The following is an 18,611-nucleotide window of genomic DNA, read 5'->3' on the forward strand; positions in this document are numbered from 1 at the left end:
CATGTCCTGGTACAGGAAATCCACGCCTGCGTGGTTGGCGGCCGCCGTGGCGGCCTTGGTTTCGGGGGCCGCGTTGGCGGCGGATACGGTCAAGATCGGCATGACCTCGGCCTTGACCGGCCCCTATAGCGAGTTTGGCGAAGGTAACCGGCGCGCCGTCGAGCTCGCCGTCGAACAATGGAACGCCAAGGGCGGCATCAACGGCAAGAAGATCGAGATTGCGATGCTGCTGGATGACCAGCTGAATCCGGACCGCGCGGTGCAGAACATGCGCGCCATTCTGGACAACAAGGATATTGTCGGCATCATCGGTCCGGCGGGCAGCGGACCGACCCTGGCTGTGATCGACATGGCCCAGGCCGACGGCCGCCCCTATATGAACCCCATCGCGCAGACGCCGGTTGTGACCTATGCGGGCGAGAAGACCGGAGAAAAGCCGCGGCCCAATGTGTTTTCGTTCGCGCTGCAGAACGACATCGAGGCCGTGGCCATGGGCGAATACCTGGCCAAGCGCTTCAAGCGCATCGGCATCGTGCACGAAAGCACGGCCTACGGCGTGACCGGAGTCGATTACCTGTCTGCCTCCATAGGCAAGAACGGCGGCGCCAAGCCTGTTGCGACGGATTCCTACAACCAGGGTGCGCAGGACATGACCGCGCAGGTGGCGCGCATGAAGCGCGCCAACGTCGATGCGATCGCCGCCATCGGCCTGGGCAAGGATCTGGCCGTGCTGCGCAGGACCATGGCGCGGTTGAACGTGAATGTGCCGCTGGTCGCCTCCAATGGCGCCTTGGGGCAACCCTATCAGGAAGGCGCGGGCGAACTGACCTTGGGCACGCTGGGCACGATGATCGGCGCGTTTGGCAATTCCATGCGTCCGGCTGCAGCGGACTTTGCCAAGGCCTACAAGGCGAAGTACGGCGCCGACCGCTGGTGGGGCAATGATCCGGAGAATCCGCAGCTGTTCATGGCGATCTCGGTGTCCAACGGCTACGACGCGGCCAATGTGCTGTTCGAAGGGATACGCCAGGCCAACTCCACCGATCCCAAGGCCATTATCGCGGCGATCGAATCGATCAAGGACTTCCAGGGCGTCAACACCACCTACAACTTCTCGAAGAGCCGTCATCACGGCATCGAGACGGATGGCGTCAAGGTGTTCGAGTACGTGAAGAAGGACGACAAGGTCCGGCTGCAGCCGGTCGCCCAGTAACTGGCACGTCGCGCGTCCGGCGCCATGAGGCGCCGGACGCGCCCGTCTGTATGGATGATGGTGATATGGATTTCTTTATCCAAATGATCGTGTCAGGCCTGAGCGTCGGCGCCGCCTATGCGTTGATCGGCCTGGGCCTGAACCTGACGTTCTGGACCACGCGCGTGCTCAATTTCGGACAGGGTTCGGTGTTGATGGCGGGGGCGATGCTGACGGCCGTCATGGTCGGCGCCGGGGTCAACGTGTTCCTGGCGGTGGGCGTGTCGCTGCTGGCCACGGCCTTCATCCTGTGGGTGGTCGAGGTGGTCGGCGTGCGGCCCACGCGGCGCATTGCCGGCAGCATGGGGTGGGTGGTCTCCACCCTCGGCATAGGCATCTTCCTGCAGGGTGTGGCGAGCTGGCTGTTCGGGACACAGGCTGTGGCGTTTCCGGACGTGCTCTTCAGCAGCACCGACACGGTGGAGTTCATGGGTGCCTACATTTCGCTGCAGTACATCGCCGTGTTCGTCATCAGTGTGATGATCGTCGGCCTGATGGAGCTGTTCCTGCGCCATTCCATCTGGGGTTACGGCGTGCGCGCGGTCGCGCACGATCGCGACCTGGCGTCGCTCATGGGCATACCGGTCTACCGCGTGGTGGTCTTCTCGTTTCTGGTGAGCGGCGTGCTGGCTGGCATCGCCGGCATCCTGGTGTCGCAGGTGTCGGGAACGGTGGATCCGAATTTTGGCCTGCATCTGCTGATCCTGGCATTTGTCGCCGCGGTCATGGGCGGCATGGGCAGCGCGTTCGGCTCCCTGGTGGGCGGGCTGATCCTCGGCATCCTGGAGAAGCTGGTGGGGGGCTACGTCTCGCCCGCCGCGGCCGAGGTCGTGGCTTTCGTGCTTTTGATAGGCGTGTTGACGATCCGGCCGCAGGGCCTGTTCGGCAAGCGTGAAACCGTGAAGGTGTGAGGACGATGAAACAGCTGGGGAAAATCCTGTCGAACTCCTGGACGCTGGGCGTGCTGGCCGTGGCGCTGGCGATAGGCGCCGGCCATGTCGCCACTGGCACGGTGCAGATGTGGAGTTTCGTCATCATCAACATCCTGCTCGCCCAGGGCATCAATCTGCTGACCGGCATCAGCGGGCAGATCTCGCTGGGCCATGCCGGATTCTTCGCCATCGGCGCATATGCCAGCGCGATCGCGATGAAGTCCTGGGGAGTGCCGTTTCCGGTGGCGCTGTTCCTGGCAACCTTCGGGGCGGCCGCAGTCGGCCTGCTGCTGGCGGGCCCGGCGGGCCGCGTGCGCGAGTTCTACCTGGCGATGATGTCGCTGGGTTTCGGCTTGATCGTCTACGAGCTGGCGCGCGAACTGCGCGGCGTGACGGGAGGAGTGATGGGCATGCGGGGCATACCTTCGTCGCAGATCGGCACCTTGCAGATCTTCGGTTGGACCATCGATACCGTGGCCTATTTCCGCATCCTGTTGGCAGTGTTGCTGGTGGTCATGCTGATGCTGCGCAACTTCGTCAAAAGCCATTTCGGCAGGGCATTCTATGCCGTGCACGTCAGCGAAATCGCGGCGGGATCGCTGGGCATCTCCCAGGCTGCCGTCAAGCGCGCGGCCTATGCGATCAGCGGCGGCCTGGCCGGCCTGGCTGGCGGTTTCTATGCGCACATGATCGGCTACCTGACGCCGGAAAGCTTTGGCCTGATGCGGTCCATCGAGATCCTGGTGATGTCGATCGTGGGCGGGCTGGGTTCGCTGGCAGGTCAGGTGTATGGGGCGGTGCTGTTCACCTACTTGCCGCAGAAGCTCCAGGCCTTCAATGACTATCAGTACATCGTCTACGGCCTGATCCTGGTGTTCATCTTCACTTTGCTGCCCAAAGGGCTTGCCGGCCTGCTGCGCACGCAGACGCGCTACAGCAAGTTCGACCAGTTGCGGCTCGCGGCGCCGGTCGAGGCCGAGCCGCCTTTGTCGCAGCGGCAGGCCGCCGCGGGCGCCGAAAGGCAGCAAGCGCTGGTGCGGGTTGAAGACGTGGTCATGGAATTCTCGGGCCTGCGCGCGCTGGCGGGCGTGTCGCTCGAGCTGCGCGCCGGCAGCATCACCGCGCTGGTCGGGCCCAATGGTTCCGGCAAGAGCACCCTGGTCAACGTCATCAGCGGCATCTATGCGCCGACCTCGGGGCGCATTTTGTACAAGGGCCGGGACATCGCGGGCTGGCCTTCGTACAAGGTTGCGCAGGCGGGCATTACCCGTACCTTCCAGGATCCGCGCAACGTGCCCAGCTTTACCGTGCGCGAGAACATCCTGATGGGAGCCCATCGGCGCTATCGGCATGGCGCGCTGGCAGCGGCGTTCAACACCCCAGGCGCAAGGCGCGAAGAGGGCGCATTGCTGCGCCAGGTCGAAGCCTTGATGCAGGCGGCCGGGCTGGCCGGCCATGCGGACGCCATCATGAGCGAACTGCCCTATGGCATCCAGCGCCTGGCCGAGGTCGCCCGCGCCCTGGCCAGCGATCCGGAGCTGCTGCTGCTGGATGAGCCTGCCGCCGGCCTGTCGGAGGTGGAGTCGGAACACCTTATCAGGCTGGTCCGCCTGGCGCGTGACCATGGCGTGGCCATCATGATCATCGATCACCACATGGATTTCCTGGCCGAACTGGTTGAGGAGGTGGTGGTGTTCGAAGCCGGCGAGGAAATCTATCGGGGCGACATGGACGGCATGCGCGCCGACCAGGCCGTGATCCAGGCCTATCTTGGCGTTGAGGAGCCCGTCCATGCTTGAAGTCCGCAATCTGCAGGTAAGTTACGGTGCAATCGACGCCGTGCGCGGTGTCAGCCTGACCGCGCGCCCCGATGGCATCACCGCTTTGATCGGTGCCAACGGCGCCGGCAAATCGTCGCTGATGCGGGCGATATCCGGAGTCACGCCGATCAGGGGCGGGCAGATCCTGCTGGATGGAGAAGACATATCCCGCTTGCCGCCGCATGAACGCGCGCGGCGAGGGCTGGCGCATGCCATGGAGGGGCGGCGCATCTTCCACCAGCACACCGTCGAGGAAAATCTGATCACAGCCTGGCATTTCCGCAAACCAAAGGGAAACTTCAAGGTCGCCGTGGAACAGGTGTACGGCAATTTCCCGGTCCTGGCGCAACGCCGAACGGCGAAGGCTGGGACCCTTAGCGGGGGCCAGCAGCAGATGCTGATCCTGTCCATGGCCACTTTGCACGAACCACGTTGCGTGTTGCTGGACGAGCCCTCCCTGGGACTGGCGCCCATTGTTGTGGCGCAGATCTTCGATTTCATCAAGCAGTACTGCGCGCAGGGCGGCCGCGTGGTGCTGCTCAGCGAGCAGATGGCCAGCCTGGCGCTCAGGGTGGCGGATTTCGGCTATGTGCTCAAACATGGCAAGACGGTCTTCGAGGGCACGCGCGACGTGCTGACGGGCAGCGCCGGCGCGGAGCTTTCCAGCGCCTATCTGGGCGCGGGCAGAACGGAATAGGCAGACATGCAGACGGAAAAGAAGGACAGGCCGCCCACGGGCGGGAGTATCGATACCGAGCTGCTGGTGTTGGGCGGTGGGCCGGGCGGCTATACAGCAGCCTTCCGCGCCGCGGACCTGGGGCTGTCGGTGACGTTGGTCGAAGATCGGCCCGGCCTTGGAGGCGTATGCCTGAATGTGGGCTGCATTCCCTCCAAGGCGCTGTTGCACGCGGCCCGCGCCCTGGAAGAGACGCGCGGCCTGCACGAGCTGGGCATCGAATTCGGCGAGCCCCGCATCCGTCTGGACAAGCTGCGACAGTGGAAAGAAGCGCTGGTCGCCAAGCTGAACGGCGGACTGGCGGGCCTGGCCCGACGGCGCAAGGTCCGTGTCGTACACGGAAGGGGGCAATTTGCAGGACCCAACACCCTGGAGGTCGCCGGCGGCCCCTCTGTGCACTTTCGCCAGGCCATCATTGCAGTGGGTTCGCACCCCGTGCGCCTGCCGGACTGGCCGGAAGATCCGCGCATCATGGATTCGAGCGGCGCCCTGGCGCTGGCGGATGTGCCCAGGCGCCTGCTGGTGGTGGGCGGGGGCATCATTGGCATGGAACTGGCGACGGTGTACGCGGCGCTGGGCGTCCGCGTCACAGTGGTGGAGCTGACCGACGGTCTTTTGCCGGGATGCGACCGCGACCTGGTGCAGCCCCTGGCGCAGAGGGTGGCGGGCCGCTATGAGGCCATCCTGACGGGGACGCGGGTGGTGTCGGCCAGCGCCCGGGAGGATGGGGTGCACGTCGTGTTCAGCGGGCCGCAAGACGCCGGACCCCAGGTGTATGATGCCGTCTTGGTTGCGGCCGGCCGCCGGCCCAACGGGGCCAGGATCGGCGCGGATCGGGCGGGAGTCCATGTGGATGAACGCGGCTTCATACCCGTCGATGAGCGCCAGCGTACCAATGTCTCCCATATTCTTGCCATAGGCGACGTCGTCGGCGAACCGATGCTGGCGCACAAGGCGGCCTACGAGGGCAAGGTGGCGGCCGAGATCGCGGCGGGCAAGAAAGCTGCCAACGATGCCAAGGTCATTCCCGCGGTCGCTTACACGGATCCGGAAGTGGCTTGGGTAGGTTTGACCGAGACAGCCGCGCGCCTCAATGGCGTGGCGTTCGAGTCGGCCAGCTTTCCGTGGGCCGCCAGCGGCCGAGCGCTGAGCCTGGGGCGCGGCGAAGGACTCACCAAGATCCTGGTCGATCCGCAGACCCGCGCCTTGCTGGGGGTAGGCATGGTGGGGCCGCAGGCTGGCGACCTGATCGCCGAGGCGGCGCTGGCCATCGAGATGGGAGCGGAGCCCGGCGACATTGCGCTCACAATACACCCGCACCCGACCTTGTCGGAGACGCTGGCATTCGCGGCCGAGGCATACGAGGGGACGCTCACCGAGTTGTTCCTCTCCGGGAAAAAAAGTTAAATATGCGGCCGGTCCACGCAATTCACCGGGAGGGTTTGATCAGTGGCAACATGGAATAATTCGGTGCCCACGCACAAGGCGATGCACCAATTGAAGCGCGAAGCGCTGTTGCGCCAGGCGATTGCCGCATTCAACCAGAAAGGGTTCCACGCCACTTCGCTGGGAGACATCGCGACCAGCCTGGGCGTTACCAAGGCGGCGCTCTACCACTATTTTCCGAACAAGCACGCCCTGCTGTACGAGGCGTTCGCCGAGGCTTTGAGAGTGGGCTTCGAGGCCATCGAAGCGGCGGAACGCCATGGCGGCACCGGCCTGGAAAAGCTGCAGCTGGCGTTGCGCGAGTACCTGGAGGTGACGCTCAGCGAAATGAGCCGCTGCGTCATCATCACCGAGGAACACGCGCTAGAGCCCGATGACCGCGCCGAGATCGTCAAGCAGCGCGACCGCTTTGAGGCCAAGCTGCGCGCCTTTGTGCGCGAAGGGATGGAGGACGGCAGCATCATCCAGTGCGATCCCAAGCTGGCTATCTTTTCCATTTTCGGCGCGGTGAACTGGGTGCCGAAGTGGTATTCGGACGCGGGTGAATGGAACAACAAGCAGTTGGCCAAGGGCATGTCCGAACTGCTGTGCCGCTCCATCGCCAGCAAGCCGCCCGAGGCGTTCGCACCCGACATCGGCAAGATGCAGGTGGAATAGGCGCACCGCAGGGCGAAAATTTACGTTCTAATCTCGGTCTATCCAGCAAGCGCAAATACGCCGGCCGCCCCTGCGCGGCCCGCCAGACCGGGGAAAATAGAATGAGAACATCCTTGCTTTTCGTGGCCGCCCTTGTGACGGGCTGCGCCAGCGGTTCCAGCGACCTGCTGACCGAATCGAAGGTGGCCGCCATCAAGCTCAACGTCACCACCTACGAAGAGATGGTCCGGGACTACGGCCCGCCCCGGTCGCAGGGCGTCGGCCGCGATGGGCTGACGACGGCCACCTGGTTCTATTTCGACAATAGCGCCTACGGCGCGATGGACAACCAGCAGACGCTGACCGTGATCTTCAACAAGGACCGCACGGTGAAGGACTACGTGAACGCGTCCGCCGGGTCCGGCAAGAGCCGCTAGGCCGCGCAGGGGCTTCGGCCCAGGTGTTCAGAGCACCAGCTTCAGTCCGATGGCGAACATGGCCGCGGCGACGCAGCCGTCCAGCACCCGCCACGCATTGGGATTGGCGAAGATGGGCCGCAGCAGGCGCGCGCCATAGCCCAGCGCAAAGAAGAAGGCGAAGGACGCCGTGATCGCGCCCAGCGCGAAGGCGGTCTTGTGGCCGTCGTACTGGCTGGAGACCGAACCCAGCAGCACCACGGTGTCCAGGTACACGTGCGGATTGAGCCAGGTCAGGGCCAGGCAGGTCGCCAGCGCGGCGGCGCGTCCGGCGGTCTGGGTGGATGAGGGCTTGAGGCTGTCGTGGCGGGCGCGCAGCGCCGATATGAGGCTGCGCGCGGCGTAGACGAACAGGAATAGCGCGCCGCCGTAGCGCAGGGCGGGTTCCAGCCAGGGCAGTGCGCCCACGGCCAACCCGAAGCCGGCCACGCCGGCGCTGATCAGGATGGCGTCGGACAGGGCGCAGGTCAGGCAGACGGCAAAGACATGTTCCTGGCGCAGGCCTTGGCGCAGGACGAAAGCGTTTTGCGCGCCGATCGCCATGATGAGGCTCAGGCCGAGCAGGAATCCGGGAATGTAGGCGGTGGTCATCGATACCCTTCAGCGAAGGGCGACAGACTAGCCTTTGAGATCAGATTAGGAAAACTAATTATCCTAATCCTTATTTAGTAATCCTAACTCAGCCGTACACGTCTCGGTGGCCAGGGAGGGCCGGCGATGGCGGCACGGAGCCGGCTTGGCCCGATGCCGCCCGAAGCGAAGCGATGCTTTCAGCTGCCGCCCTGGTCGGCAGCGCGCAGGATGCCGTACAGCTTGTCCTTCAGGTGCAGTTTTTCTTTTTTGAGCACTTCAACCTCGTTGCCCGACGCCGGCTGGATGCCGGCCTCCATGTTCTTGATTTCCTGGTCCAGGTCATTGTGACGCTGGAACAGCGCGGAGAAATGCGCGTTTTCGGATTTCAGTTGGGTAATGAGGTGGCGGTATTCAGGGAACATAGGGGCCTCTTTAAAGAACCGGTTGATGGGCACTGCGGGAAACCGGGGAACCTGATGATCCATAAAGCTTTCGATTCCATGACACGCCAACCCCGCGCCGTTGTCAACCATCCGGGTGCTTGCAGTCCGTCCGAGAATTGATGTCGCGCAAGGCGCTGGCAAGGGCGTCATTCTGTCGTGCCTGATCACGTTTTATTACATGAAGATCCGTCCCCGGCGATAAACTCGCTTCCCCGTGGTCTGCCATAAATTTGAAATGAATCAGCGCGCGTCCATCCTTCGCCAAGTCTTACAGCTTTTCAAGCAGGACGGGAGGATCCATCCGGGTACGGGCATGATGAGCGGCGTGATCGCGCTGTTCCTGGCGATCCTGGCGGTCCTGGGCGTCCTGGCGTTCCATTTCCCCGCCTACCTGACCACTCCGGAGCTGCGCAGCTTCTACAACGTGGACGCGATGCGGGCACTGCTGTTCACCGCGCTGCTGATTTCGGGCAGCATCGCGCTGGCCAATACCGTGCTGGGCCGCCAGCGCTGGCTGAACATCGCGGCCTTCGTGCTGGTCTGCGGCGCAGTGGCGGCGGGGGGCAGCAACGTGGTGGTGACCACGTCCAATACGGGCAATCATCCCTATCTGGGGCTGGATTGGTTCATCCTGGACCTGCTGGCGTCCAGCACGGTTTTCATCATTTTCGAGAAGCTGTTCCCGCTGTACCCGGGCCAGCCGGTGTTCCGCGGCGAATGGCAGGTGGACATGAAGCACTTCCTGTTCAACCACCTGTCGGTGGGGGCGGTGCTGCTGTGCATCAACTTCTTCGTGCACCGGCTGTTTTCCTGGGCGGCCTACGAACCGCTTCAGCAGGCCATCGTGTCGCTGCCTTACCTGGCAGAGCTGTTCCTGGCCGTGCTGGTGGCGGATCTGGTGCAGTACGCGGCGCACCGCGCCTATCACGAGGTGCCGTTCCTGTGGCGCATCCACGCGGTGCACCACAGTACCCGTACCCTGGACTGGCTGGCCGGTTCGCGCCTGCACATCGTCGAATTGCTGATCACGCGGGTCGCGGTGCTGGGCGTGCTGTTCGCGCTAGGCTTTTCCAAGCCGGTGCTGGACGCCTACATCATCATCGTCGGCTTCCAGGCGGTGCTGATCCATTCCAACGTGAGGCTGCCCTGGGGCTGGCTGCGCTACATCATTGTGACGCCGGACTTCCACCATTGGCACCATTCCTCGGATACCGAGGCCATCGACCGCAACTACGCCGCCCACTTCTCGTTCATCGATTACGCGTTCGGCACGGCGGTGCGCGGCGTGAGCAAGCGCCTGCCCGAGAACTACGGGATCCTGGATAACGACATGCCAGGCACGTTCCTGGCGCAGCAGGCCTACCCTTTCGCCCGCAAGAAATGAAACGGCGGCGCGCCCGATGCGCGCCGCCGTGGAAGTCAGAGCCAGCCGGCCATGCGCCCGGGCGCGGCCGGCGGGGACCTTACCTGCTGCCCTTGACGGTGGAGTAGGCCGCCATCAGGTTGCGGTAGTCGGGGATGTGGTTGGAGAACAGCGTCCCCAGGCCTTCGATGTCGTTGCGCCAGTCGCGGTGCAGTTCGCAGGCCACGCCGAACCAGCTCATCAGCTGTGCGCCGGCCTGTTCCATGCGGCTCCAGGCGGCATTGCGGGTCACTTCGTTGAAGGTGCCGGACGCGTCGGTCACGACGAACACGTCAAAGCCTTCCTCCAGGGCCGACAGCGCCGGGAAGGCCACGCAGACCTCGGTGACGACGCCGGCGATGATCAACTGCTTCTTGCCGGTGGCCTTGACGGCCTTGACGAAGTCTTCGTTGTCCCATGCATTGATGTTGCCCGGGCGGGCGATGTAGGGCGCCTTGGGGAATTTGTCTTTCAGCTCCTGGACCAGCGGGCCGTTGGGGCCGTCTTCGAAGCTGGTGGTCAGGATGGTGGGCAGCTTGAAGTATTCGGCCAGGTCGGCCAGCGCCAGGACGTTGTTCTTGAACTGGTCGGGCTGGAAGTCCCGGACCAGGGACAGCAGGCCCACCTGGTGGTCGACCAGCAGCACCGCGGCCTGGGTCTTGTCGAGTTTCACATAGGGCTTGGTCATTGCGTACTCCATGAGGGAATTGCGCGCCCTGCGGCGCGCGGGAAACCGGGCGGACTCAACGCTGCGAGTCGAGCTGTTCGCCCTTCTTGATGACTTCCTGGGCCCGGTTGTAGCTTTCGATCAGCAACTGATAGGGCGGGAAGATCTTGGTATAGACCTCGGCCCACTTGGCCGCGTCTTCGCGGTGCCAGGTCTTTTGCAGTTCCGCCGCGACGGCGCCCGTGTCCATGGGCACGACGCCGGCCTGCACCACGCGCGCCAGCGTGATTTCCTGGGCCATCTTGCTGTAGGTGCCCGAGGCGTCGACCACCACGAAGACCTTGTAGCCCTCGGCCACCGCGCTGATGGCGGGGAACGCCATGCAGACGCTGGTGATGGTGCCGGCAATGATCAGGGTCTTGCGGCCGGTCGCCTTGACCGCGGCAACGAATTCAGGGTTGTCCCAGGCATTGATTTCGCCTTTGCGCGCGACATATTTCGCGTGCGGGGCGTTTTCATGGATTTCAGGAATCAGAGGGCCATTGGGGCCCTGCGGCACGGAAGCGGTGGTGATGACGGGAAGCTTCGCCAGGGTGGCCATCGAGGCCAGCGCGCCGGCCAGCGAGCGCAGCTCGGTCATCGGCATGTCGGCAACCGTCTGGAACAGGCCGCTCTGGTGATCGATCAGCAGCATGACGGCATCGTTGGGATCGATGACGGGGCGCTGGCCATTGAAGTTGGCGGGGACGCTCATGGTGTGCTCCTGTTGATGTGGGGCTAACCATGCTAGGAGCAACGCTGGCCGCTGGGTAGGCGGGAGAAATGGGTTTCTGCGTCCCATTCGTCGGACGCTGCGGGCGGCCCCGAAGCTACTTCAGGGTGGGCACCTTGTGGCGCACCTGCGTGTCGTGTTCGCGCTTGGCCACTTCCTGGTACTCCGAACTGAGGAAGTCCAGCAGCTCGCGCACGCCGGGCAGCAGGCCGCGGCGCGACGGAAAGATGGCGTGCACGCTGCCGGCTTCCGGCTGCCAGGGGGCGCCTACGTCCACCAGGGTGCCCGCGTCCAGTTCCTCGCGGATCATCAGCAGGGGCAGGGAGACCACGCCCACGCCGCGCAAGGCGGCCTGCTTCAGCGCCAGCATGTCGTCCGTCACCAGGCGAGGCGTGAACGGCACGACGATGCGCGCGCCGTCCGGCCCGTCCAGCCGCCAATGGGATTCGCGCTGTTCCGTACCCAGGGCCAGCGTGGGCAGTTCGCTCAGGGCGTGCGGATCCGCAGGCAGCTTGATGCTGCGCGCCAGCGCCGGGCTGGCCACCAGGCACTGGCAGCTCATGCCCAGCGGTTTCATGATGAGGTCGCTGCTCTCGATGGGACCGAAGCGCACGCGCACGGCGATGTCGAAGCCCTCGCGCAGCACGTCCACGGGGCGGCTGAAGCTCTTCAGGTAGACGTGGACCTTGGGGCAGCGGACCATGAAGCGGGCCACCAGGTCGCCCAGGAAGTAGTAGATCAGCGCGGGCGGCGCGCTCATGCGTATGGTTCCTTGCGGTTCGGCGCGGGTGCGGTCGATGACTTCCTGGGCGGCTTCCGCGCCCGCCAGCATCGACAGGCATTGCTCGTAATATTCCTGACCCAATTCGGTCACGGCGAAGCTGCGCGTGGAACGCTGGATGAGCCGCACGCCGAGCCGGTCTTCCAGCAGCGCAATGCGCCGGCTCAGGCGGGATTTTGGTATGCCCAGCGCCCGTCCCGCGGGTGCGAATCCGCCGTTCTTGACGACCTGGACGAAGTAATAGAGGTCATTCAAGTCATGCATTGCTTCCCCGCTGTTCTGAAAATAGGACGTCTAGGGGAGCATATAACGGCTGCGGCACTGTGCGGGCAGGTTTTCTTTTACATTTGAGCGTACCTTCAGGAGCCACCATGCCAGCTTCCGACCCGGCGGCGCTCGCCCGTGAAATCAAGGCGGCGCAGGACCATGCCTCTTACATCGCGCCGGTCACGGCCCGGCGTCCACGCTTCGACCTGGATGCCGCCTATGACGTGGCTGCGCGCATCCATCAGGCGCGGCTGGCGGAAGGCGCGCTGCTGGTCGGCCGCAAGATAGGCTTCACCAATGCCGCGATGTGGGCGGCGCTGGGCGTGGATTTTCCCGTGTGGGGACGCGTTTATGAACACAGCGCGGTTTATGACGACACCGGCGAAGTCCATTGCCGCCTGGGCCGCTATGTCGAGCCGCGCATCGAACCCGAGATCGTGCTGCATTTCCATTGCGCGCCGCCGCGCACGCGGGAACTGGCCGCCATATTGGAATGCGTGGATTGGATCGCCCATGGGTTCGAATTGGTGCAGTCGCACTATCCCGCCTGGCAGTTCCAGGCCGCCGATACCGTGGCGGACAACGCCTTGCACGGCGCGCTGTACATCGGGCCGCTGATGGAGCCGGCCGAGCTCGGCCCGGGCTTGATCGAACGGCTGGCGGACTTCCGGGTGGAGCTGTCCTGCAACGGCATCCGCCGTGAAACCGGTGCGGGCGCCAACGTGCTGGGCAGTCCGCTGGCGGCGCTGGCCCATCTGCTGGAGGTGCTCGGGGAGCGTCCGGCCGACGAGGCGATCCAGGCGGGCGAACTGGTCACGACCGGAACGCTGACCAAGGCATATCCGGTGCACGCGGGCGAAACATGGAGCACCACGCTGGACGGCATCGGCTTGCCGGGCCTGCGCATCGTGTTCGACGAGTGAGCCCGCGCCGGTTGCCGGCGCGCAGGGACGCTAGGCGCTGGCGCGCTGGTTCAAGGTCAGCGGAAACACTTCCTGGCGCGCGGCGGGCGCGCCGCCATTCAGGCGCTGCAGCAGCAGTTCCCCGGCGCGGGCGCCCAGCTTGCGGCTGTCCACGCCGATGGTGCTCAGGCCGGGCTCGATTTCGCGGGCGATGTCGGTATCGCCGAAACCCAGGATGGCGATGTCGCGGGGAATTGCGAGTTTGCGGTCGCGCGCCTCGAACAGCGCGCCCACCGCCAGCAGGTCGTTGGCGCAGAACACGGCGTCAAAGGCCTGGCCCATGGCGAGCAGGCGGCCCAGGGCGGCGCGGCCATCGGCGATGGTTTGCGCATTGTCCACGGCCAGTTCGGCCACCACCTGCAGGCCCAGTCCGGCAGCGGCGGCATTGAAGCCCTGGCGCCGCAGTTCGCCGCGGCCGCCCTGGCGCGCCACGAAGGCGACGCGGCGGTAGCCGCGTTCGGCCAGATGGCGCGCTGCCATGACGCCGCCGTCATAGTTGGAAAAGCCCACCAGCATGTCGATCGGGTCGCGCGGATAGGCCCAGGTCTCCATGATGGGGATGCCCAGTTCGCGCAGCGACTGGCGATTTTCCTCGAGCTCGATGACGCCGGTGAACAGCACCGCCGCGGGCCGCAAGGCGCGCAGCGACGCGATCATGCTGGTTTCCTTGGCGTAGGAATACGAGGTCTGTCCGACCATCAACTGGTAGCCCTGCGGCTCCAGCACTTCGGCGCAGCCCTGCACGGCCAGCGCGAACTGCTGGCTGAGGATGTTGGAGACGAACGCCGCCACCACGCTGGACTGCCCGGAACGCAGGGCGCGCGCGTGCGGATTCGAGGCATAGCCGGTCTGCGCCACTACCTGCAGGATGCGGTCGCGCTTTTCCTGGGCCACTTTCTCGGGCTGGCGCAAGGCCCGCGACACCGTGATGGGCGATACGCCCGCCAGCCTGGCCACTTCCTCGATGCGCGGCGGCTTGGCGGGGGCGGCCGCGCGGGCGGGCGCGGCGGCGCCCTCGGGACGCACGCGCAGCACGTCGTCGTAGGTGGGGGCGGAAGGAGGCGCGGGCCGGTGGGTCATGCGATTTCTTTTGATTGTTCCGGGATCAGGCGGCAGGCGTCAGGATATCAGCCTGGCCGACGGGACGCGCAACCTGGATCAGGCTGTCGCCGGATTCGCAGTCGGTATGCAGCCGCCGCGAAATGACGATACCCGATACCCGGAAACGCAGGACTTCCTCTTCCGCGTCCAGCTGGTTGAGGTCATGGTAGTAGCCCGCGACGTCGCCCGCGCGCACGCTGGCGCCGATGTCCACCGCCGGCTCGAACCAGCCGCGCCGGGTGGCGAAGATGTTCTGTTCGTGGCTGTCCAGCTCCAGCAACTGCATGGCGGGCGCGCCGGGCTGGTGCGGGCCGAGCACGGGCGCATCGGTCACGCCCAGCTTTTGCAGCAGGTTGTCGATGGCGCGCTGGGTCGCGGCCAGCGTGGCCGGCGTCAGCGTGCCGCCACCGCCGAACTCGCCGCTGATGCCGATCGCGCCGGCGCGCGCGGCCGCCGCCATGGAGGTGGGCGCATCGCGGCCATTGGCGGCGACGAAGGCGTGGCCCATGCCCAGCGAACCCATCAGGTCCAGCGCGCGCGCCATGCGCTCGGGCGAGTCCTGGCGTTCGATCAGGGCGGTGGGCAGGTGCGCCATCGAGGTGCCGCCGGAATGGAGGTCGAACACCACGTCGTGGCGCGGGAACAGTTCGTGTTCGAGAAAGTGCGCCAGGCGTTCGGTCGGGGTGCCGCCGGGTTCGCCGGGAAAGGCGCGATTGAGGTTGCCGTTGTCCAGCGGAGAGCGCCGCCGCGCCGCCATCACGGCTGGCAGGTTGGCCAGCGGCAGGATGGTGACTTCGCCGCGCATGCGGGAGGGATCCAGGCGGCGGATCAGCCGGCCCAGGGCGACTTCGCCTTCGTACTCGTCGCCATGGTTGCCCGCCATGAGCAGCACGCGCGGGCCGCTGCCGTTGCGGATGCGGCAGATGGGCGTCTTGATCTGGTAGTAGGGCGAACGGTCTACCGAGTAGGGGGTGCCCAGGAAACTGAGCGCCTTGCCGTCGGCATCGAAATCTATGTCGTGAAACAGGCCGGTATGCATGGGGAGATACAACAGCGCCGCGCGAGGCGGCGCGAAGAGGGATCGGAAGGCTGCAGCAAAGCGCGCTTAGCGCAGCGCGGCGACCGCGGTCATTTCGACCCGCAGGTCGGGGTCGGCCAGGCGGGCTTCGACGCAGGCGCGGGCCGGCGGATTGGCGGGGTCGACCCAGGCGTCGTAGACGCGGTTCATGGCGTCGAAGTCGCCGATGGCGGGCAGGAACACGTCCACGGCCAGCAGGCGCGATTTGTCGCTGCCGGCTTCGGCCAGCAGCGCTTCGATCTTGGCCAGCACTTCGCGGGTCTGCGATTCGAGCGAGCCCTGGCGATTGTCGGCCACCTGGCCGGCGATGAACACGAAGCCGTTGTACGAGACGGCCTGGCTCATGCGCGAGCCGGATTTGTAGCGTTTGATCATGCGAGTCCTTTGTTGGGGCCGATTACATCTGCGGCAGGGTCTGGGCTTCCTTGAACCATTTTTGCTGCAGGGCCGGCAGCTTGCCGTTCAGGCGGTTGGTGAAGAGGAAGGTATTGATCCAGTTCAGCAGGTTCTGCTGGCCCTGCTGCACGGCGGCATGCGCGGGCGATTGGCGGATCAGGAACTTGAGTTCGGGCGCCTTCGCGGCGTTGTCCTCGGCCACCTTGAGCGCGATGGCGCTGTTCTCGGCGAACGATTCCGACTGCCCGGCCAGGTAGGCGGCCACGGCCGAAGGCGTGTCCTCGAAGCGCACCAGCTTGGCGCCCGGCGCGTTGTCGGTGAGCCAGATGTCCAGCGTGGAGCCCTTGGCGACCGCGATGCTGTGGCCCTTCAATTCGTCCACCGTTTTGGCTTGCGGCATGCTGGCGCCGCCGTAGACGCCCAGGTTCACCGCGGCATAGGGCTGCGAGAACATGACCTGCTGGGCGCGTTCCGGCGTGGCGCCGGCAGCCGCGATCAGCACGTCGACCTTGCCGGCCAGCAGGCTGGGAATGCGGCTGGCGCCGGTGACCTGCACCAGCTCCAGCTTCACGCCCATGTCGGCGGCCATGAGTTTGGCCAGGTCGATGTCCAGGCCCGCGGCCTCGCCCTTGGCGTCCTTGAAGCCCCAGGGCGCGGCGTCCATCAGCACGCCCACGCGCAGCTTGCCTGCGCCCAGCACGTCCTGCAGTTTGTCGGCGGCCGAGGCGGGCGCGGCCAGGGAGAGACAGACGGCCGCGGCGGCGGCCAGCTTGGCGAACAGTTTCATGCAATGACTCCAGGAGCGGATGGTTCAGTGGGTGGACGGCGCGGCCGTGCCGATGAATTGGCGCAGCTCGGGGGTTTGGGGATTGGCGAAGAGTTCGGCGGGCGGGCCTTGTTCCCAGACGCGGCCCTGGTGCATGAACACGACCTTGGACGCAACGTTGCGGGCGAAGGCCATTTCATGCGTCACCAGCACCATGGTCATGCCCTGGCGCGCCATGTCTTCCATGACCTTCAGCACTTCGCCCACCAGTTCCGGGTCCAGCGCCGAGGTGACCTCGTCGAACAGCATCAGTTGCGGCGCCATGGCCAGGCAGCGCGCGATCGCCACGCGCTGCTGCTGGCCGCCCGACAGCAGGGCCGGATAGGCGTCGATCTTTTCGGCCAGGCCGACGCGGCGCAGCACGTCCAGCGCCAGCGCGCGGCCCTGCGACTTGGCGATCTTGCCGTTGAGCGTGGGCGCCAGCGTGATGTTGCGCTCCACGTTCAGGTGCGGAAACAGGTTGAACTGCTGGAACACGATGCCCACGCGCTGGCGGAACTGGCGCAGGCCGGGCATGCTGGCGTGGATACGTTCGCCGCCGATGCGGATGTCGCCGTCGTCCACCGTCTCCAGCGCGTTCAGGCAGCGCAGCAGGGTGGACTTGCCCGAGCCGGAGCGGCCGATGATGGTGACGATCTCGCCTTCATTGACTTCAAGGGAGACGCCGTTGAGCACCGCGTTGGCGCCGAAACGTTTGTGGATGTTGGAGACTTCAACGAGCGCCATGGAAGCGGCCCTCCAGGTTACGGGCCCACATCGTCAGGGGCAGGCACGCCGCGAAGTACAACAACGCGACGCAGGAATAGACCAGCAGGGGCTGGAAGGTGGCGGCGCTGGCGATCTGTCCGGCGCGCGCCAGTTCGACAAAGCCCACCACCGAAGCCAGCGAGGTGCCCTTGACGAGCTGCACCAGGAAGCCCACGGTGGGCGGCAGCGACAGGCGGAACGCCTGCGGCGCGATCACATGGCGAAACTGGTGCCACTTGGACAGACCCAGGCAGGCGGCCGCTTCCCATTGCTCGTGCTTCACGGCCTGGATGCCGCCGTACCAGATCTGGCCCAGGAAGGCCGCCGTGTAGATGATGAAGGCGACGCTGACGGCGGTCAGCGCGGGCACTTCGATGCCCAGGAAAACCGGCATGCCGAAGTAGAAGAACATCAGCAGGCCCAGGAGCGGCACGCCCTGGACCAGTTGCTGCATGGCCGCGGCCAGCCAGCGCAGCGGCGCCGAACGGTGGCCGCGCAGCAGCGCCAGCCCCAGGCCCAGCGGCGCGCCGATGGCCAGCGCGATCAGCACCAGGGCCACGGTCCATTGCAGCGCGCTGAGCAGGGAGGCGAAATCACTCAGGGTAAATGTACGCATGCTCGCGACTCCTAGCGGCGCACGGGCCAGGTGAAGGCCAGGCTGCCGGCCAGGGCCAGCAGCGCCTTGGTGATCAGCACCAGCGTGAAATAGATGCCGCAGATCACCGCATAGACTTCAAAGCTGCGGTAGGTGCGGCTTTCGATGAAGCTGCCGGCATGGAACAGATCCTCGGCCGATACCTGCGAGGCCAGCGAGGTGCCCAGCAGCAGGATGACCAGCTGCGTGCCCAGCGCGGGGTAGACGTTGCGCAGGGCGGGCGCCAGCACGATGTGGCGGTACACCTGCCAGGTGCTCAGGCCCAGGCAATGGCCGGCCTCGATCTGGCTGCGCGGAATGGAATCCAGGCCGGCGCGCAGGATCTCGAGGGCGTAGGCCCCGAAATACAGGCTGAGCGCCAGCGCCGCGGCCACGAAGGGGGGCATGCGCAGGCCCAGACCCGGCAGGATGAAGAACACGACGAACAGCTGGATCAGCGACGGCGTGTTGCGGAACACCTCGACATAGGCGCGCAACGCCAGCTTGACCGGCTTGGGGCCATGGCGCGTCAGCAGGGCGCCGGCCAGGCCGATGGCCAGCCCGGCGATCACGGCGATGACGGTCAGCTCCAGCGTGACCTGGATGCCGTCCCAGAGCTGTTCGCGGTAGCGCCAGATCTGTTGGAAGTTCAGCTGTTGCATGG

21 protein-coding genes are annotated in these 18,611 nt (G+C 65.6%); 9 read left to right on the forward strand and 12 right to left on the reverse strand.

Going from position 1 to position 18,611, the window contains the following annotated elements; all coding sequences use genetic code 11:
* Position 1: 1 nt before the first annotated feature.
* The 7 genes from DXK93_RS16705 (at position 2) to DXK93_RS16735 (ending at position 7,259) form a co-directional block, all read left to right on the forward strand.
* Positions 2–1,213 (forward strand): ABC transporter substrate-binding protein, encoded by a 1,212-nt coding sequence (locus tag DXK93_RS16705; RefSeq protein ID WP_119450634.1) that lies wholly within the window; start codon positions 2–4, stop codon positions 1,211–1,213.
* A gap of 65 nt (positions 1,214–1,278) precedes the next feature.
* Positions 1,279–2,163: a branched-chain amino acid ABC transporter permease gene (locus DXK93_RS16710; protein ID WP_054457847.1), complete on the forward strand. Its 885-nt coding sequence runs from the start codon at positions 1,279–1,281 to the stop codon at positions 2,161–2,163.
* A 5-nt stretch (positions 2,164–2,168) separates the two neighbouring features.
* Positions 2,169–3,983 carry an ATP-binding cassette domain-containing protein gene (locus tag DXK93_RS16715; protein ID WP_166738336.1) on the forward strand — a complete coding sequence of 605 codons (1,815 nt, stop codon included), beginning with the start codon at positions 2,169–2,171 and terminating at the stop codon, positions 3,981–3,983.
* A complete protein-coding gene (locus DXK93_RS16720) occupies positions 3,976–4,701 on the forward strand; it encodes an ABC transporter ATP-binding protein (RefSeq protein WP_119450636.1) in 726 nt (241 codons plus the stop codon). The genes DXK93_RS16715 and DXK93_RS16720 overlap by 8 nt, the downstream gene beginning before the upstream one ends.
* Positions 4,702–4,707: 6 nt before the next feature.
* Complete coding sequence (gene lpdA / locus DXK93_RS16725) at positions 4,708–6,147, forward strand: dihydrolipoyl dehydrogenase (RefSeq protein ID WP_119450637.1); 1,440 nt, start codon at positions 4,708–4,710, stop codon at positions 6,145–6,147.
* Between the two features lie 42 nt (positions 6,148–6,189).
* Positions 6,190–6,843 carry a TetR/AcrR family transcriptional regulator gene (locus DXK93_RS16730; RefSeq protein WP_054457843.1) on the forward strand — a complete coding sequence of 218 codons (654 nt, stop codon included), beginning with the start codon at positions 6,190–6,192 and terminating at the stop codon, positions 6,841–6,843.
* Positions 6,844–6,944: 101 nt separating this feature from the next.
* Entirely contained in the window at positions 6,945–7,259 is a 315-nt protein-coding gene (locus DXK93_RS16735) for a hypothetical protein (RefSeq protein ID WP_054457842.1), read from the forward strand.
* A 27-nt stretch (positions 7,260–7,286) separates the two neighbouring features.
* Here the strand turns inward: DXK93_RS16735 and DXK93_RS16740 are convergent, their stop codons facing one another.
* The gene (locus tag DXK93_RS16740; protein ID WP_054457841.1) at positions 7,287–7,889 is read right to left on the reverse strand and encodes a LysE/ArgO family amino acid transporter; all 603 of its coding nucleotides are present in this window, start codon (positions 7,887–7,889) and stop codon (positions 7,287–7,289) included.
* A 179-nt stretch (positions 7,890–8,068) separates the two neighbouring features.
* Positions 8,069–8,293 (reverse strand): YdcH family protein, encoded by a 225-nt coding sequence (locus DXK93_RS16745; protein WP_013395499.1) that lies wholly within the window; start codon positions 8,291–8,293, stop codon positions 8,069–8,071.
* 256 nt (positions 8,294–8,549) lie between these two features.
* Here DXK93_RS16745 and DXK93_RS16750 point away from each other — a divergent pair, with 256 nt between their 5' ends.
* On the forward strand, positions 8,550–9,698 hold the full coding sequence (locus DXK93_RS16750; protein WP_054457840.1) for a sterol desaturase family protein: 1,149 nt from the start codon (positions 8,550–8,552) through the stop codon (positions 9,696–9,698).
* A gap of 79 nt (positions 9,699–9,777) precedes the next feature.
* Here the strand turns inward: DXK93_RS16750 and ycaC are convergent, their stop codons facing one another.
* The 3 genes from ycaC to DXK93_RS16765 all read right to left on the reverse strand — a co-directional run bounded on the left by ycaC (position 9,778) and on the right by DXK93_RS16765 (position 12,200).
* Positions 9,778–10,404: an isochorismate family cysteine hydrolase YcaC gene (gene ycaC, locus DXK93_RS16755; RefSeq protein ID WP_054457839.1), complete on the reverse strand. Its 627-nt coding sequence runs from the start codon at positions 10,402–10,404 to the stop codon at positions 9,778–9,780.
* 55 nt (positions 10,405–10,459) lie between these two features.
* A complete protein-coding gene (locus DXK93_RS16760; protein WP_054457838.1) occupies positions 10,460–11,137 on the reverse strand; it encodes a hydrolase in 678 nt (225 codons plus the stop codon).
* Positions 11,138–11,252: 115 nt separating this feature from the next.
* The gene (locus DXK93_RS16765) at positions 11,253–12,200 is read right to left on the reverse strand and encodes a LysR substrate-binding domain-containing protein (protein ID WP_054457837.1); all 948 of its coding nucleotides are present in this window, start codon (positions 12,198–12,200) and stop codon (positions 11,253–11,255) included.
* A 107-nt stretch (positions 12,201–12,307) separates the two neighbouring features.
* Between DXK93_RS16765 and DXK93_RS16770 the strand changes: the two genes are divergently transcribed.
* Positions 12,308–13,126 carry a 2-keto-4-pentenoate hydratase gene (locus tag DXK93_RS16770; RefSeq protein WP_119450638.1) on the forward strand — a complete coding sequence of 273 codons (819 nt, stop codon included), beginning with the start codon at positions 12,308–12,310 and terminating at the stop codon, positions 13,124–13,126.
* A 30-nt stretch (positions 13,127–13,156) separates the two neighbouring features.
* Here the strand turns inward: DXK93_RS16770 and DXK93_RS16775 are convergent, their stop codons facing one another.
* The 7 genes from DXK93_RS16775 to DXK93_RS16805 all read right to left on the reverse strand — a co-directional run bounded on the left by DXK93_RS16775 (position 13,157) and on the right by DXK93_RS16805 (position 18,609).
* The gene (locus DXK93_RS16775) at positions 13,157–14,245 is read right to left on the reverse strand and encodes a LacI family DNA-binding transcriptional regulator (protein ID WP_054457835.1); all 1,089 of its coding nucleotides are present in this window, start codon (positions 14,243–14,245) and stop codon (positions 13,157–13,159) included.
* Positions 14,246–14,270: 25 nt separating this feature from the next.
* The gene (locus tag DXK93_RS16780) at positions 14,271–15,305 is read right to left on the reverse strand and encodes a succinylglutamate desuccinylase/aspartoacylase family protein (RefSeq protein WP_119450639.1); all 1,035 of its coding nucleotides are present in this window, start codon (positions 15,303–15,305) and stop codon (positions 14,271–14,273) included.
* Positions 15,306–15,371: 66 nt separating this feature from the next.
* Positions 15,372–15,719, reverse strand: a complete 348-nt coding sequence (locus DXK93_RS16785; protein WP_054457833.1) for a RidA family protein — start codon at positions 15,717–15,719, stop codon at positions 15,372–15,374.
* A gap of 22 nt (positions 15,720–15,741) precedes the next feature.
* Positions 15,742–16,527 (reverse strand): transporter substrate-binding domain-containing protein, encoded by a 786-nt coding sequence (locus DXK93_RS16790; protein ID WP_059379547.1) that lies wholly within the window; start codon positions 16,525–16,527, stop codon positions 15,742–15,744.
* A 24-nt stretch (positions 16,528–16,551) separates the two neighbouring features.
* Positions 16,552–17,292, reverse strand: a complete 741-nt coding sequence (locus DXK93_RS16795) for an amino acid ABC transporter ATP-binding protein (RefSeq protein ID WP_119450640.1) — start codon at positions 17,290–17,292, stop codon at positions 16,552–16,554.
* Positions 17,279–17,929 carry an amino acid ABC transporter permease gene (locus tag DXK93_RS16800; protein WP_054457830.1) on the reverse strand — a complete coding sequence of 217 codons (651 nt, stop codon included), beginning with the start codon at positions 17,927–17,929 and terminating at the stop codon, positions 17,279–17,281. Before DXK93_RS16800 ends, DXK93_RS16795 begins: the two co-directional genes overlap by 14 nt.
* A gap of 11 nt (positions 17,930–17,940) precedes the next feature.
* A complete protein-coding gene (locus DXK93_RS16805; protein ID WP_119450641.1) occupies positions 17,941–18,609 on the reverse strand; it encodes an amino acid ABC transporter permease in 669 nt (222 codons plus the stop codon).
* Between the last annotated feature and the right edge of the window lie 2 nt (positions 18,610–18,611).

It is taken from the genome of Achromobacter sp. K91 (assembly GCF_003576205.1).
Classification (GTDB): Bacteria; Pseudomonadota; Gammaproteobacteria; order Burkholderiales; family Burkholderiaceae_B; genus Achromobacter; species Achromobacter aegrifaciens.